We start from the raw sequence: 14284 nt of genomic DNA on the forward strand, positions 1-14284 counted from the left end.
GCGGGCGCCACCTCACGCCTGCGGGCGCGGGCGGCCACACCTCCGACGGCGCTGACGCGGACGGCTTCCCACACGTCAGCGGCGCAGCGCCTCGAACGCCTCGCGACCCGCGAGCCCGATCGCGAGGTCGATGTCCGGCGCCTGACCGGCCCGCCGGTCCGCGCGGGTGAGCGCGGCCATGGCCACCCGGTCGCCGGAATCCGCCTCGACCACGCCGATCTCGTGCCGCAGATGCAGGAACGTGCCCGTCTTGCCGCTCCACCGCAGCGAGTCCGCGCGCAGTTCGCAGGCCAGTCGATGCGTGAAGACCTGGAGCCCCATCAAGCGGCGCAGCTCCGCCGTCGCCGACGGGACGGAGACCTCGTCGCACCACACGCGCCCCAGCAGGGCGACCAGCGCCGAGGCCGAACCGGCGTTGGCATACGCCGGGTCCAGGGTCTCGATGGTGTGCCGGCCCGTCCCTTCGTCCCGGACGGCCAGTTCCAGGGCCAGGGAGAAGTCGTCGCCGGCAGCCCCGGCGGCGCACTCGTACATGTGGTTCATCCGGTGCCGCACCCGGATGCCGGTGCAGCCCCAGGCGCGCAGGCGCGCGTCGATCTGCGCCACCGGCACCAGATCGAGCAGCGCGTCCGCGGCGGCGTTGTCGCTCACCGACAGCATCAGCTGGAGCAGGTCACCCACGGCCACGGTGGCCGGGTGCCGGAACGCCGCGAGCCCGGTGGGGCCGACGCTGCTGGTGGCCGGGTCGACGGTCACCGGGAGCGCCGGGTCGAGTTCCCCCGTCGCGATCCGGTCCAGCACGACCAGGGCGAGGGGGACCTTGACCACCGAGGCGAGCGGCATCAACTCAGCGGTGTCGAAGCCGAGTTGTTCGCCGGTGTCGATGTTCCGGGCGAGGAAGGAGCCGTGCGTGCCGAGGGCCGCCCAGTCCGCGGCGATCGCCTCGGCGACGTCCAGGTGGGCGCCGTCGTCGCCGACGTACGCCGGCTGGTGCGCCGGTGCCGTGGTCATCCGCGTGCCGCCAGTCGTGCCGGGACGTCGTCGCCCCGGTCTGCGGACCGCGGTGCGCCGGGACGGGAGGTCGTGGCTCCTACGGCCGAGCCGAGCAGCGCGGCCAGCCAGTCCGGCACCTCCGCCGTGCCGTGCCGGCCGGGGGGTGCGCTCACGTCGTAGCCCCGGTGGAGGGACCGGTCGCCCAGCGGTGCCCACCGTGCCCCGTGCTGCCGGGCGAAGGGCTCTGTGCACAGCAGCAGGGCGTGTCCCGCCAATGTCTCGGCGAGGGCGGTGGCCGCCGGACCGGCCGGCCGGATCCGGCCGCCGGGCAGCCCGGCGCGCGCCGCGGCCCTGCCCAACCTGTCCTCGTGACAGGTCACCTGGTCCTCCGGCAGGACGAGAAGGGGCGGGGTGTCCGGCGGTTCGGGCGAGCGGCTCCGTCTCGGTCGCAGCTCCTCCAGGTGGACCGCACGCCGGCCGGGCCGTGGACCCGGCCCCTCCGGCGCCGACGCCAGCCCCAGCGGCACCCGGAACACGGCCTGCTCCGGGGACACCCGCAGCAGCGCGTACGCGAGCGAACCGTCGGCCAGCCCGGAAACCCTGGCCGCCGGCGGGAGTTCGCGCATCCCGAGCGTGATCCCGCGTTCGCTGCCCGCACGGATGGCGCGGGCCAGGGCCGCCGGGGCGCAGTCCGCGGGCACCCCGACGGCACGTACCCGCGACCGCCGGGCCGAGCGGGCGGCCTGCCGCAGCCGCTGGGCCCGGTCCAGCACGTCCCGTGCGTACGGGAGCAGCAGCACGCCCAGCTCCGTGATGGTGACCTGCCGCCGCGAACGGTCGAACAGCGAGCCACCGAAGTGCTCTTCCAGCGTCTTGATGCGGCGGCTGAGCAGCGGCTGGGCGATCCCGAGCCGGTCGGCCGCCCGGGAGAAGCTCGCTTCGTCGGCGGTCGCGACGTACGCCTCGAGGTGTGCGAGGAGATCCACCCAGCAGTCATACCAATAAAGCATGAGACGTTCAAAGTTCACTCTTGGACATGAGTGGTGTCCTGCTGTTTCGCTGTCCCCGTCGAAGATCCAAGGGCCGTCGGTGAAGAGACCGACGGCGGACTCCCTGGGAGGACTGCGCCCATGACCAGCCCCGATCGCTTCGCCCCGATGCCCCGACGCGGCCTGCTCAAGGCGGGCCTCGCGTGCACCGCCACAGCCGTGGCCGCCTCCGCCGTCTCCGCGGCCGCCGCCTCTGCGGCCCCGGACACCGGATCCCGCGCCGCCGGAGCGGAGCTGACGGATCTTGAGCAGCGGTACGGCGCCCGGCTCGGCGTGTACGCGCGGAACGTCCGCACCGGGCGGACCGTGTCGCATCGGGCGGGTGAGCGGTTCCCGATGTGTTCGACGTTCAAGGCGTTCGCCGCGGCGGCGGTCCTGCGCGACCACGGCGGCTGTGCTCCGCTGCACCGGGTGATCCACTATCCGCCGCACGACATCCTGCCCAACTCGCCCCGGACCGAGGAGAATCAGCGGACCGGTATGACCGTCGCCGGCCTGTGTGCCGCGGCGATCCAGTACAGCGACAACGCGGCCGGCAATCTGCTGTTGCGTCAGATCGGCGGGCCCGAGGGGCTGACCCGTTTCTTCCGGTCGCTCGGTGACGACGTGAGCCGGCTCGACCGGTGGGAGCCCGAGCTGAACACCGCGATCCCGGGCGACCCGCGCGACACCACCACCCCGCGGGCCGTCGGCGGGAGCCTGGAGCGACTGGCCCTCGGCCGGGCACTGGACACCGCCGACCGGGAGCAGCTTCTCACGTGGCTGAAGGGCAACACCACCAGCGGAGCACGGTTCCGCGCCGGGCTGCCGCGGGACTGGGTCCTGGCGGACAAGACCGGGACCGGCTCCTATGCCTCGGCGCACGACATCGGCGTGGCCTGGACGACCCGGGGGACGCCGGTCGTGCTGGCCGTGCTGTCGACCAAGAACACCCAGGACGCACCGGTGGACGAGGCACTCGTGGCCGAGGCGGCGCGCGTGGTGGCGCGCACGCTCGCGCCCGGCGAGTGACCCAAGATTCATCCATCTGAATATGAATCATGTACGCGACCGTTGACGTGGTCATGGCATGTCTCTACCGTCAAGGAGCCGTCGGAGAAAGCGCTTTCCCCACTTCTCTCACCCTGACACGTAGGAGACAAGCCGATGCACTTGAGACCAGCCATCGTGTGCGCCGGTCTGATCGCCGGCACGCTCGTCGCGCTGTCCGGCACCACGGCCCAGGCCGCCGGCACCCGCTACGAGGCCGAGAGTTCCGCCACTGTCTGCACCGGCACCATCGACTCCGACTGGGCCGGCTACTCCGGCAGCGGCTTCTGCAACGGCACCAACGCGACCAGCGGCTACGCCCAGTTCACCGTGAACGCCACCGCCGCGGGCACGGCGACCCTGGGTGTCCGCTTCGCCAACGGAACGACCACCACGCGCTCCGCGAGCGTCGTCGTCAACGGCTCCACCGTCACGACGGTGTCGTTCCCGGCGACCGGTGCCTGGAACACCTGGGCGACGAAGACGCTCACGGTGCCGGTCAAGGCCGGCACCAACACCGTCCGGTTCGGCCCGACCACCTCCGAAGGGCTGCCGAACCTGGACTACCTGGACGTCGACGTGGCCGGTGACACCACCACGCCGCCGCCGTCAGGCACCGTCCTGTACGTGTCGCCGAGCGGCCGCGACAGCGCGTCCGGCACCCAGTCGGACCCGACGACGCTTCCCTCGGCCATCAGCCGCGTCACTCCCGGCGGGACGATCTACATGCGCGGCGGCACCTACGCGTACACGCAGACGATCACCATCCCGGCGGGCAGCGACGGCACCTCCGGCGCCCGTACCACCCTGTCCGCCTACCCGGGCGAGACCCCTGTGCTGAACTTCTCGGCGCAGACGGAGAGTTCGACGAACCGGGGAATCCAGCTCAACGCCTCGTACTGGCACCTGTACGGCCTCACCGTCGAGCGCGCCGGTGACAACGGGATCTACGTCGGTGGCAGCAACAACGTCATCGAGCGTGCCGTGACGGCGTACAACCGCGACACGGGCCTGCAACTCGGGCGGATGGCCTCCAGCACGCCGAAGGACCAGTGGCCGGCCGGCAACCTGATCGTCAGCTCCGAGTCGCACGACAACGCCGACTCCGACGGCGAGGACGCCGACGGCTTCGCGGCCAAGCTCACCGTCGGCACCGGCAACGTCTTCCGCCACGACGTCGCGCACCACAACATCGACGACGGCTGGGACCTCTACACCAAGACCGACACCGGCGCCATCGGCCCGGTGACCATCGAGAACTCCCTGTCCCACAACAACGGCACACTGAGCGACGGCACCGTGAACTCCAACGGCGACCGCAACGGTTACAAGCTCGGTGGCGAGGACATCCCGGTCGACCACGTCGTCCGGCACAGCATCGCCTACCACAACGGCAAGCACGGGTTCACCTACAACAGCAACCCGGGCAAAATCACCGTCTCGAGCAACGTCGGCGTCGACAACGCCCAGCGCAACTTCTCGTTCGACGAGGGCACGTCGGTGTACCGCGACAACACCTCGTGCCGGTTCGGCGTCAGCGGCTCGAACGACAAGACCGTCGGCGACGCCGACGGCACCAACCAGTTCTGGACCGGTACGAACGGCTCCCGCTGCTCCTCGTACTCCGGCGCCCTGGGCTGGTCCTTCGCCGCGGACGGCCACCTCGTCGTGACCTTCGGCGGCAAGGTCGTCACACCGTAGGCGGCCCCCGGCCGAACAGCGGGACGCCACGTGCGGTGGCGTCCCGCTGCGGCCTGCCGCCGCGCGGCGCCTACGCCGGCCGGCCGCCGTAGGGCACGGTGATCAGTTCCATCGCGTGGCCCGACGGATCCATGAAGTACACGCCGCGGCCGCCGTCGTTGTGGTTGATCGTGCCCGGCTGCCGCCGGTGCGGGTCGGCGTAGTGCTCGATGCCGCGTTGCACGATCCGCGCGTACGCCGCGTCGAACTCCTCCTCGGAGACCAGGAAGGCGTAGTGCTGCGGGGTGATGCTGCCGGCGGGGACGGTGGCGAAGTCCAGCGTGACGCCGTTGCTCAGGCCGACCGCGAGGAACGGGCCCCACTCGGCGGTGATGTCCAGGCCCAGCAGTTCCGCGAAGAACTGGGCGGACTCCCGGTTGTCCCGGGCATGGACGATCGTGTGGTTCAACTCGACTGACAAGGAATGCCTCCAGGGCATGTCCTGGCACCTCCATGCCTCACCCGGCCGGTGACCGGCACGCGATGCCGTCGCCGATCGTAACCACGGTCGCGAGAACGCGTCCACGGAGATCCACGGGAAGCAGGCGCGACGGCGGCCGTCGGGCTCAGCCGACGGGGTCGCCCGCGGCCACGGGGTGCGCCTCCAGTTCCGGGGCGGCCAGCAGGTCGGCGATCAGCGCCGGGGAGCCGCCGATGTAGGTGCTGACCAGGTCCACGTCGCCGCCCAGACACCAGGCGCGGTCCTCGGGCCACCACAGGTCGGGCAACTCGGCGAACTCGTCCCGGCGCACCGGAGAGACCGCGTCGGCCAGGGGGCCGGCGAGCAGCACCTCGTCCCGGCCGGGCGTCTCGAAGACCGGGACCCCGTCGAAGTCCCAGCGCCCGTACCCGTGCCACAGCCCGAACCAGCAGCGCTCCGGGGTACGGGTGTGCCGGGCCAGCACGGGAACGAGCGCCTCGGCGACGGCGGGGGGTGTCGGGCCCTCCCACGGGTGTTCGTCCCACACGCCGGGCAGGCCGTACTCGGAGGCGTTGCGATGGTCGAGGTCCATGCCGATGACCTCGTGCCACCGCGTGCCCGGCGTCACCCCGGTCCCCTGTGCGGCGGCCACCGCCGACCAGCGCACGGGCCGCTCGTCCAGGGTGGCCGGGTGCAGGATCCGCGCGTACGCGGCGAAGCCCGGCGCCGCGACGCCCGCGACCGTGCCGAAGTCGCCGTCCCCGGGGCGGCGTTCGGTGAGCCAGTGCGCGGGGGAGACGTCGGTGGTGCGGACACGCAGGCGTCCGTACCACTCCGGAGCGGGGTCCCGGTGGACCGGGCGGTGGTCGTTCACCCGCCCAGTCTGTCGTGCCCCGTCGCCTCACCTCGCTCCGGGCTTCGGCGTCTCGCACCGGACCCGGGACGCGCACGGGCAGTCGGGTCAGACGGCCCGGTGCACCACGTGTCCTCCGGTCACCGTCAACGCGACGGGCGCGTCCGTCAGTTCGTCGCCGGGGGCGTGCACCGGGTCCACGGACAGCGCGGTGAGGTCCGCACGGAGGCCCGGCGCGACCCGGCCGGCGACGGCCGACTCGCCGGCGGCCGCGGCCGCGTGGCTGGTGCAGCCCTCCAGCGCCTGCAACGCTGTCAGGCCCGGCCGGTGCGCCGCGGCGCCCTTGGGGCGGCGTGCCGTCGCCAGCACGGCCCGTACGTCGTAGTGCGCGATGGGCCAGTCCGAGCCCAGCGCGACTGTCGCCCCGGCCTCCCGCAGGTCCCGCAGCCGCCAGCCGCGGGCGGCCCGGTCGGCGCCCAACCGGCGGGACCACTCGTCGCTGCCGTCGTCGCGGGTGTAACCGGTGTGCGGCGGCTGCAAGGAGGCGGCGACACCCAACTGCGCGAAACGGAGCAGGAGTTCATCGGGGGCGGTCTCGATGTGCTCGATCCGGTGGGCCCCGCGCCCGCCGGGTCCCAGGGACGCGACGGTGTCCAGGACATGCCGTACGGCGGCGTCCCCGATGGCGTGCGTGGCGGTGCGGACGCCGGCCGCGTGCAGGGTGCGGACGGCCTCGGCGTACGCCCGCGGGTCCGGCCAGAAAGCGGCCGTTCCCCGGCCGTGGCAGTCGGGGTGCTCCAGCCAGGCCGTGCCGCCCTCGACGGTGCCGTCCATGAAGAACTTGACCCCGCCGACCAGCCAGTGCCGCCCGCCGTCGCCCTGCAGCTCGATCAGCTCCCGCAGGGCGTCACCGTCGGCTCCCGGCATGCACCAGGGGGCGAACCGCAGCCGCACCGGCAGCACGGTCTCCCGGGCCACCGCCGCCACCAGATCCAGGTCCCCGCCGTCCATCACATGGGCCCCGGTGAGCCCCGTCGCGGCCATGGCGGACAGCAACTCCACCAGTCGGGCCCGCCGTTCGGCGTACGAGGGCCGGGGCACGACGTCCGCGACCAGGTCCATCGCGGCGTGCTCGACCAGATGTCCGGTGGGTCGGCCGGCGGCGTCGCACACCACCTCCGCGTGCTGGGCGAAGGCGCGCGGTCCGGTCACCCCGGCCGCGGCCAGCGCGGCGGCGTCGGCGAGGGCCGAGTGCCCGTCGTACAGGCGCAGGAAGGCCGGGGCGCCGTCGAGTACGTCCGCCACCAGCTCGTGATGGACGGGGCGGCCCTCGAACGCGTTGTGGTCCAGGCCGTAGCCGACCACCCAGCCCTCGACGCGCTCGGCCCGGGCGAGCGCCGCGCGCAGCCCGGCCAGGTCGGTCACGCCGGACAGGTCCGTGCCCGTCGCCATGTCCAGTCCCCACACCGGATGGCTGTGGGAGTCGACCAGACCGGGCACGAGGTGCGCGCCGTGCAGATCGACGACCTCGGTGCCGGGGCCGCGCCAGTCCCGCAGGTCGTCCGCATCCCCGACCGCGGCGATCACACCGTCGCGCAGGGCGACGGCGGTGGCGGTGGGACGGGCGGGATCGAGCGTGCGGACCTGGGCGCCGGCGAGGATGAGGTCGGCAGCGGGCATGTGGGCAACTCCTCTAGGGGGAAAGGGTATTCGGGTCACTCGGCGGGTGCGGGCGCCTCGGCGGGTTCCGTGGCGAACCCGGCGTAGACCTCCGGGCGGGCCCGGCGCAGCCACCACGCCAGCGGAAGGCCGAGGGCGAACACGACGGGGGCCACGACGACGAGCAGCACATTCACCGTCGGGGACGCGCCGGTGAACAGGTCGATGTGCCCCGCCACCAGCACGATCGCCGTCGCCAGCAGGACGGCGGCGACGACCGGCGCCACCACCGTGCGCAGGCGGCCCTCCGTGTGCGGCACCCGGCGGAAGTAGCAGGGCACGGCGATCGCGGCGAGCAGCTGCAGCAGCAACAGGCCGATCATTCCCGGGGTGTTCACCCACAGCAGCAGCTGCTGGTACGGATCGGCGTGTGCGGCCCAGAACGCGAGGACGACCACCGCGCCGAGGGCGGTCTGGGCGACGCCGGCGACGTACGGGGAGCGGTGCCGCGGGTGGATCCGGCCGAGGGCACGGGGCAGCACGCCTTCCTCGGCCAGGGCGAGGGCGTAGCGGTTGATGGCGTTGTGGAAGGCGAGGAGGGAGGCGATGACGCTGGTGACGATGAAGACGTGCATCAGGTCGGCGGCCCAGCCGCCCACATACGTGGTGATCGCGGTGAAGAACAGTCCGGCCGGGTCCTTGCCCGCGGCCCGTACCACCTGGTCGTCGCCGAACGACTGGACGGCGATCCAGACGACGAACGCGTAGAACAGGCCGAGGAAGGCGACGGCCGCATAGGTGGCGCGCGGGACCGTGCGCTCCGGGTCGCGGGCCTCGCGGCGGTAGATGACGGTGGACTCGAAGCCGGTGAACGCCGCGAACGCGAAGGCGAGGACGGCCGCGGTGCCGGGCACGAACACGTGCGCCGGGGCCAGCGAGGCGAGGGACAGCCCGTGCGCGCCGCCCTTCAGCAGGACCCCGCCGGCGAGCAGGACGAGTATGCCGGTCTCGGCGACGAGCAGCACGCCGAGCACCTTGGCACCGAAGTCGATCGAGCGGTAGCCGCCGTAGCCGATGAGGAGCAGGCCGGCCAGGGACACGGGCAGCCAGGGCACGTCGGTGCCGAACAGCGAGTGCAGGGTGTCGCGGGTGGTGGTGGCGAGCAGGCCGTAGACGCCGATCTCCATGCCGTTGTAGCCGATCAGGGCCAGCAGGGCGGCACCGATGCCGACCGGGCGGCCGAGGCCCCGGGTGATGAAGGCGTAGAAGGCGCCGCCGCTGGTGACGTGGCGGCTCATGGTGGTGAAGCCGACCGCGAAGACCGCGAGGGTCAGGCCGGCCAGGAGATAGCCGACGGGCGCTCCGATACCGCCCAGCAGGATCGCGAGCGGAGCGACGCCGGCCATGACGGTCAGGGGCGCGGCGGCGGAGACGACGAAGAAGGCGATGTCGGCGGTGCCGAGCGAATCGGAGCGGAGGCCGGTCGCGGCGGACGACGCTCTCTCCTCCGGGAGTTCGGAGGTGGACACGGACATACGGGGAGCCCTTCTGGCGGCGGAGGGGAGGGGGTCCCGGTGGCGGGGCAGCCGGGTTCGCGGGCGCCGGCGGGCGGTGCCGGTTGGGCGGACCGGGCCGGTGTCCCCTGGCGCACGAGGGGATGGCGGGCGCCCGGAGCCGTAAACCTAAAGGCTTTCGGTTTCCGCAATGTAACCTGCCGTTGGGCATCCGGGAAGACCTCAGGGAGAACGCTGACCATGGGACGGCCGCGCACACCGCTCCTCGATCGCGAGCGCATCACGACGACGGCGCTGCAACTGATCGACGAGACGGGCGACTTCAGCGTCCCGCAGATCGCCCGGCGGCTCGGCGCGCAGACCGGGTCCGTGTACCACCACGTGGACGGCCGGGACGGCATCGTGGAACTGCTGCGGGAGCGCGTCTGCTCCGCGATCGACGCGGCCACCCTGGATCTGACCCCGTGGGACGCGGCCGTCGAAGCCTGGGCGCGCTCCTACCGCGCCGCGTTCGCCGCGCACCCCCGGGTCATTCCGCTGCTGATGACGTCACCCGTACGAGCGCCCCGGGTCCTGGAGCAGTACGAGCGGGCGGTCAGCCTGCTGATCGCGGCCGGGTTCGACCGCGCCGAGATCATGCCGCTGGTCATCGCGCTGGAGAACCTGGTGCTCGGCTCGGCCCTCGACCTCGCCGCACCGGAGACCATGTGGGAGCTGACCGCCGACATCCCCACGCCGCACCTCGCGGAGGCGCTCGCCGCGGTGGCCGACGGCCGGGCCGACCGCGCCTTCGAGGTGGGCCTGACCGCCTTCATGAACCACGCGCGGTCCCTGCGGGAGGACCGGCTGGCGTGAGCCCGGCGACGGGCCGACGCCACCGCACGGCCATGAGGGGCCGCTGGAGTCCGTACGAGTTTCCCAGTACCGCCAGTAACATGATGACCTTGTCTCCGGTTGTACCAGTCAGTCAACTCGGTGCCGTCCCAGGACGCGCCCTGCCCGGAGATGTCCATGTCTTCTGTCGACGACGCGTATCAGAACGCGCGCCTCACCTACGAGCAGCACATGCGGACGTGCCGCCAGTGCCACGCCGACGCCGCGCCCTGCGCCGTGGCGAAGCATCTGCTGCGGATCTACAACAACGCCCGCAGGGACCGGATGCGCGCCACGGGCCACGACGCGCCGACGGCCTGACGCGCGCCGACGGCGGGGCCCGCACCTCCCCTGAGGTGCCCGCCACGGACGGTTTCCGCAGCCCGATGGCTTTTGGGCGGACGTGATCCGGGAACCCGGCCGGCTGTCCTGTCCGCCCGAGACGCAGGAGGCCGCCATGACGGACCAGCACGGTGACCGGCCGAACCCGGTCACACAGCACGCCCGCCCTGACTTCCCCTCCCAGGACCAACCGCATCCGGGCTGGACCGGCCCGATGGACCCGCCGCCCGACCACGGCGAGGAGTCCTACCGCGGCGCCGGCCGGCTGGACGGCCGCAGGACCGTGATCACGGGAGGGGACTCCGGCATCGGACGGGCGGTGGCCCTCGCCTTCGCCCGTGAGGGCGCCGATGTGCTCTTCACCCATCTCGCCGACGAGGCGGACGAGGCCCGCGAGACGGCCCGGCTGGTGGAGGACGCGGGCCGCAAGGCGGTCGCCGTGTCCTGTGACATCCGCGACGAGGACAACTGCCGTTCGCTGATCGAGCGGGCGGTGTCCGAGTTCGGCCGCATCGACGTCCTCGTGAACAACGCCGCCTATCAGATGTCCCAGCCGGACGGCATCGAGGCGATCAGCACCGAGCAGTTCGACCGGGTGATGCGGACGAACCTGTACGGCATGTTCTGGCTGACCAAGTTCGCCCTGCCGCACATTCCGTCCGGCGGCTGTGTCATCAACTCCACGTCGGTGCAGGCGTACAAGCCCAGCCCGCACCTGCTGGACTACGCGATGACGAAGGGCGCCATCGTCACCTTCACACAGGGGCTCGCGCAGATGGTCGCCGAGCGCGGCATCCGGGTCAACGCGGTGGCGCCCGGACCGGTGTGGACACCGCTCATCCCCGCGACCATGCCGGACACGAAGGAGTTCGGGAAGCAGGCCCCGCTCGGCCGCCCGGCCCAGCCCGCCGAACTGGCCCCGGCCTACGTCTACCTGGCCTCCCCGCAGGCGAGCTACATCACCGCGGAGATCCTCAACGCCACCGGCGGCACCCCACTGCCCTGACACCGGACCGTATCCGCCCACCCGGGCACCAAGTTCCTCCAGTCCCTAGAACGGTGGCTCGTTGAAGAGTTCGAGGAGCCACTGGGCGCCCTGCTCGGCTCCCGGCTCGGCGCCGGAGGCGTCGGGGAACATGCGCCCCCAGGAGGCGGCGCGGCCCAGCGCGCTCAGGCGCCAGGCGAGACGGGCCGCGCGGCGCAGGTCCGCCGCCGTGCGGCCGGTGCCCGTCCAGGGCTCCAGGTAGGCGTCGAGCAACCGGGGCAGCACCTGCGGCCCGTATCGGTCGCACGCCCGCTCGGCGGGGACCCGCAGGCTGCAGAACGGGTGCGACACGGTGGCGTCGCCCCAGTCGAAGAAGGTGAACCGGCCCGGTCCCGGATGGAAGAGCTGGCCGTCGTGCAGGTCGGCGTGGTCGAGGGTGTCCTCGATCCCGGCGGAGGCGAGTTCGGCGGCCCACTCCGCGACGCGGGGCCGCAGGCCGTCGAGCCGGGCGCGGGCGTCCGGACGCAGTGCGATGTTCGCGGCGAGCAGTTCGTCGAACACCTCGGGCAGGTCCAGGGTCCGGGCGGAGGGGACGCCCAGGCGCTCGATCGCGCCCGCGTGCGGAACCAGGGCGTACTGCATGCTCGCGTACCGGCGGAGCAGGTCCTCCCAGGTGTCCGGCTCGACCGGCTCCCGCGCGAGCACGGTGCGGAACAGTTCGCCCCCGTCGGGCAGCAGCGTCCAGCCGCGCCCGGCGTCGACGGCCAGGGGCTCCAGCACATGCCCGGGCACCCAGCCGGCCAGCGCGACGGTCAGCGGGCCCTCGAAGGCGCTGGCCGGCGGATTCGCCTTGAACCACACCGCGTCAGGCCCCTGCACGGGCACCCGCACCAGCACGGACCACGGCCGCAGCCGCACCTCGAGGTCGCCGGCCGCACGCAGACCGTGTGCGGCGAGCCGCTCCTCCACCCACCCGAGGGCCGAGGCGCGCCAGGACTGCTGCTCCCACGGAGTCACCGCGTCCTGGTACTGACCCCGGTCCACCATCGTCGAACGTTCGCGCTCCATGCCGCCATCCCAGCATCGTCGCAGTTCAGCGGCCATCGATTTTCCGCACGGCCCTCGGCTCGCGGGACGCCGGTGGCGTAGCGTGGCCGCACACCGGGGGGGGAGAGCGGATGGTGCACCAGGATGACGGCGCCACAGCAGGGCGGGAACCGGCCGAACGCGTACGGGAGTTCGTCCCGCTGCCGGGGCGCACCGCGGACGCAAGGGCCGCGTTCCACGCCTGCCTGGACGAGCTGATCCGGTTCCTCGGCGCCGACGTCGACCGGGAGCGGGCCGAGCACCCGGAGTGGACCGGGGAGCAGGCGGCCCGGTCGGCCGTGCGCAAGACGCTCGCCGCGCGGCCGAGGCTGGCCGAGGAGGCCTTCGGCCCGCTCCTCACGGCGGCGGTCCTCGACCCCAACCCCAGCTTCAGCCGCCACTTCGTCGAACCGTCCCTGTACGCCTTCGGTCGGCGACGCGTCCGGCTCGCCCTGCTCGACCGGCTGCGCACGGGCACCGACCAGGAGCGCGCCGGCGCGGCGCGGGCCTGGTACTGGACGGCGCTGCCCCTGCGGCGGCAGCCGCGGGGGCGGGCCCGGGACGAGGACACCGCCGATGTCGTCGCCGCCTGGCACGAGGCCGCGCTGCGGGAGTTCGTCGCCAACGAGCACCTGGACGTCCGGCGCTGCATCCTGCCCGGGCTGCCGCTGCACCCGAAGGCGTACCCGTCACATCTCCACGCGCTCGTCGGCACCGCCGTGGCGATCGCCCGGGCGCACCCCGACGCGTACCTGCGGCACCGCGTCGAAGTCCAGATCCACGGCTGACCCGACGTGCCGCACGAAGATCACCACCGGCTGGGGCCCCTACAAGGGCGTGTACCAGCCGTGGGGACAGGAACAGGGTGACGGCTGCCGTTCAGCGGACCGGGAAACCGAAGGAGTACCCCTGCTGCTTCAGCCAGGGCAGCAGGGTGCGCAGCGCCGCCACGGTCTGGGAGCGGTCGCCGCCCGCGTCGTGGAAGAGGATCGTGGGCCCGTTGGCCAGCTCGGTCCTGACGGTGGTGACGATGGCGTCGGTGCCCGGCCGCTCGAAGTCCTTGGAGTCGACGTTCCAGCCCAGCGGCCGCATCCCGCGCGAGGCCGCCAGGTGCCTGCTGTACGGGGTGAAGGCGCCGCCCGGGGCCCGGTAGTACATCGGGCGCACCCCACCGGACGCCTCGGTGATCTGCCGCTCGGCGTCCAGGATCTGCTGCGACTGGTAGGCCTGGGACTTGGTGTCCATGGTGGTGTCGTGCGAGATCGTGTGGTCGCACAGCCGGTGTCCGGCCGCCACCACCTGCTTGACCAGGTCCGGGTGCGCCTGCGCCTGGCTGCCGACCATGCAGAACGTCGCCTTCACGCCGTTGTCCCGCAGCAGTTGGAGCACCTGCGGGGTCCACACCGGGTCCGGGCCGTCGTCGATGGTGATGTTGACCGCGTGCTCACCCCGGTCGGAGGAATGGGCGATGGTCTCGGACACCGACGCCGGCTTCGGCGCGGCGGGCCGCGCCGAGACACCCGGGCGGGCCGAACCGCCGCCCGGCTGACCGGCCTGCGCCGTCCACACCGAGGTGGCGGCCGCCACCGCCGTGACCCCGAGCGCCGCCGCGACCACCCGGCCGTACCATCCCCGCCCGCCATGCCGCGCCATGTCCGCCCCGCTTCTCGCCGTCTCGATCGGTCCCTGTGCACCTGTCAGGACGGCCGAAGACGACCACGGGATCCCGCTGTTACCGAT

Annotated in this window: 14 protein-coding genes; 6 read left to right on the forward strand and 8 right to left on the reverse strand. The window is 72.9% G+C overall.

All coding sequences use genetic code 11. The features are described from left to right. Positions 1-75 precede the first annotated feature (75 nt). The gene (locus ACGFRF_RS21545) at positions 76-1011 is read right to left on the reverse strand and encodes a serine hydrolase (protein ID WP_393742204.1); all 936 of its coding nucleotides are present in this window, start codon (positions 1009-1011) and stop codon (positions 76-78) included. Further along, on the reverse strand, positions 1008-1979 hold the full coding sequence (locus ACGFRF_RS21550; protein ID WP_393742206.1) for a LysR family transcriptional regulator: 972 nt from the start codon (positions 1977-1979) through the stop codon (positions 1008-1010). Before ACGFRF_RS21550 ends, ACGFRF_RS21545 begins: the two co-directional genes overlap by 4 nt. 171 nt (positions 1980-2150) lie before the next feature. On the opposite strand from ACGFRF_RS21550, the gene bla reads away from it, so the two are divergent. Further along, positions 2151-3053, forward strand: a complete 903-nt coding sequence (gene bla, locus ACGFRF_RS21555) for a class A beta-lactamase (RefSeq protein ID WP_393742680.1) — start codon at positions 2151-2153, stop codon at positions 3051-3053. 135 nt (positions 3054-3188) lie between these two features. Then, positions 3189-4772, forward strand: a complete 1584-nt coding sequence (locus ACGFRF_RS21560) for a carbohydrate-binding protein (protein WP_393742208.1) — start codon at positions 3189-3191, stop codon at positions 4770-4772. A 70-nt stretch (positions 4773-4842) separates the two neighbouring features. Here the strand turns inward: ACGFRF_RS21560 and ACGFRF_RS21565 are convergent, their stop codons facing one another. The 4 genes from ACGFRF_RS21565 to ACGFRF_RS21580 form a co-directional block, all read right to left on the reverse strand. Further along, positions 4843-5232: a VOC family protein gene (locus ACGFRF_RS21565; protein ID WP_393742210.1), complete on the reverse strand. Its 390-nt coding sequence runs from the start codon at positions 5230-5232 to the stop codon at positions 4843-4845. Between the two features lie 145 nt (positions 5233-5377). Beyond that, complete coding sequence (locus ACGFRF_RS21570; RefSeq protein ID WP_393742212.1) at positions 5378-6106, reverse strand: hypothetical protein; 729 nt, start codon at positions 6104-6106, stop codon at positions 5378-5380. An 87-nt stretch (positions 6107-6193) separates the two neighbouring features. Further along, positions 6194-7765 carry an amidohydrolase gene (locus ACGFRF_RS21575; RefSeq protein WP_393742214.1) on the reverse strand — a complete coding sequence of 524 codons (1572 nt, stop codon included), beginning with the start codon at positions 7763-7765 and terminating at the stop codon, positions 6194-6196. Between the two features lie 35 nt (positions 7766-7800). Further along, positions 7801-9279, reverse strand: a complete 1479-nt coding sequence (locus tag ACGFRF_RS21580) for an APC family permease (RefSeq protein ID WP_393742216.1) — start codon at positions 9277-9279, stop codon at positions 7801-7803. Between the two features lie 219 nt (positions 9280-9498). On the opposite strand from ACGFRF_RS21580, the gene ACGFRF_RS21585 reads away from it, so the two are divergent. The 3 genes from ACGFRF_RS21585 to ACGFRF_RS21595 all read left to right on the forward strand — a co-directional run bounded on the left by ACGFRF_RS21585 (position 9499) and on the right by ACGFRF_RS21595 (position 11479). After that, on the forward strand, positions 9499-10113 hold the full coding sequence (locus ACGFRF_RS21585; RefSeq protein WP_393742218.1) for a TetR/AcrR family transcriptional regulator: 615 nt from the start codon (positions 9499-9501) through the stop codon (positions 10111-10113). Positions 10114-10269: 156 nt separating this feature from the next. Then, positions 10270-10452, forward strand: coding sequence for a hypothetical protein (locus ACGFRF_RS21590; protein ID WP_393742220.1), 183 nt, complete (start codon positions 10270-10272; stop codon positions 10450-10452). A 136-nt stretch (positions 10453-10588) separates the two neighbouring features. Continuing rightward, positions 10589-11479: an SDR family oxidoreductase gene (locus ACGFRF_RS21595; protein WP_393742222.1), complete on the forward strand. Its 891-nt coding sequence runs from the start codon at positions 10589-10591 to the stop codon at positions 11477-11479. Between the two features lie 45 nt (positions 11480-11524). On the opposite strand, the gene ACGFRF_RS21600 is transcribed toward ACGFRF_RS21595, so the two are convergent. Continuing rightward, on the reverse strand, positions 11525-12526 hold the full coding sequence (locus ACGFRF_RS21600) for an aminoglycoside phosphotransferase family protein (RefSeq protein WP_393742224.1): 1002 nt from the start codon (positions 12524-12526) through the stop codon (positions 11525-11527). A gap of 110 nt (positions 12527-12636) precedes the next feature. On the opposite strand from ACGFRF_RS21600, the gene ACGFRF_RS21605 reads away from it, so the two are divergent. Continuing rightward, the gene (locus tag ACGFRF_RS21605) at positions 12637-13332 is read left to right on the forward strand and encodes a hypothetical protein (RefSeq protein ID WP_393742226.1); all 696 of its coding nucleotides are present in this window, start codon (positions 12637-12639) and stop codon (positions 13330-13332) included. A 91-nt stretch (positions 13333-13423) separates the two neighbouring features. Here ACGFRF_RS21605 and ACGFRF_RS21610 read toward each other — a convergent pair whose 3' ends face one another. After that, positions 13424-14197: a polysaccharide deacetylase family protein gene (locus ACGFRF_RS21610; protein ID WP_393742228.1), complete on the reverse strand. Its 774-nt coding sequence runs from the start codon at positions 14195-14197 to the stop codon at positions 13424-13426. Positions 14198-14284: the final 87 nt, after the last annotated feature.

It is taken from the genome of Streptomyces sp. NPDC048521, assembly GCF_043199855.1.
Taxonomy (GTDB): domain Bacteria; phylum Actinomycetota; class Actinomycetes; order Streptomycetales; family Streptomycetaceae; genus Streptomyces.

Coding starts and splice junctions, on each gene's coding strand:
- ACGFRF_RS21545 (WP_393742204.1), bottom strand. CDS start 1,011: ATGACCACGGCACCGGCGCACCAGCCGGCGTACGTCGGCGACGACGGC.
- bla (WP_393742680.1), top strand. CDS start 2,151: ATGCCCCGACGCGGCCTGCTCAAGGCGGGCCTCGCGTGCACCGCCACA.
- ACGFRF_RS21560 (WP_393742208.1), top strand. CDS start 3,189: ATGCACTTGAGACCAGCCATCGTGTGCGCCGGTCTGATCGCCGGCACG.
- ACGFRF_RS21575 (WP_393742214.1), bottom strand. CDS start 7,765: ATGCCCGCTGCCGACCTCATCCTCGCCGGCGCCCAGGTCCGCACGCTC.
- ACGFRF_RS21580 (WP_393742216.1), bottom strand. CDS start 9,279: ATGTCCGTGTCCACCTCCGAACTCCCGGAGGAGAGAGCGTCGTCCGCC.
- ACGFRF_RS21585 (WP_393742218.1), top strand. CDS start 9,499: ATGGGACGGCCGCGCACACCGCTCCTCGATCGCGAGCGCATCACGACG.
- ACGFRF_RS21590 (WP_393742220.1), top strand. CDS start 10,270: ATGTCTTCTGTCGACGACGCGTATCAGAACGCGCGCCTCACCTACGAG.
- ACGFRF_RS21595 (WP_393742222.1), top strand. CDS start 10,589: ATGACGGACCAGCACGGTGACCGGCCGAACCCGGTCACACAGCACGCC.
- ACGFRF_RS21600 (WP_393742224.1), bottom strand. CDS start 12,526: ATGGAGCGCGAACGTTCGACGATGGTGGACCGGGGTCAGTACCAGGAC.
- ACGFRF_RS21605 (WP_393742226.1), top strand. CDS start 12,637: ATGGTGCACCAGGATGACGGCGCCACAGCAGGGCGGGAACCGGCCGAA.
- ACGFRF_RS21610 (WP_393742228.1), bottom strand. CDS start 14,197: ATGGCGCGGCATGGCGGGCGGGGATGGTACGGCCGGGTGGTCGCGGCG.